The sequence below is a fragment of the Rhodoplanes roseus genome (genome assembly GCF_003258865.1).
In the GTDB taxonomy this organism is placed as follows: Bacteria; Pseudomonadota; Alphaproteobacteria; order Rhizobiales; family Xanthobacteraceae; genus Rhodoplanes; species Rhodoplanes roseus.
Window position 1 is genome coordinate 1 of record NZ_NPEX01000957.1, and the last position, 245, is coordinate 245.

Annotated in this window: 1 protein-coding gene; it reads right to left on the minus strand. The window is 67.8% G+C overall.

Annotated elements, in window-relative coordinates:
* Positions 1-245: LysR substrate-binding domain-containing protein (locus CH341_RS36545; RefSeq protein WP_425376239.1), on the minus strand; the 245-nt coding region annotated here is incomplete at both ends.

Below are 245 nucleotides of genomic sequence, written 5' to 3' on the forward strand. Positions count from 1 at the left end.
GCGGATCTCGCAGGGTGCGGCGAGCGCCAGAAGCGGCAAAGGCTCCGGCACCGCCCAGACGAAATCGGGCGCCGCCAGCCAGACGAGCCGGTCGTCGATCAAATGCCGTCCCTCTCCCCCGAGATCGCCGGTCCGGCCGATGACGGCATCGAAACGCCCCTCCTCGAAGGCGCGAAACAGAACGTTCGACGAGCCGACATGCACGGCGAGCCGAATATCCGGCATATCCCGCCGAAACGCCGCCA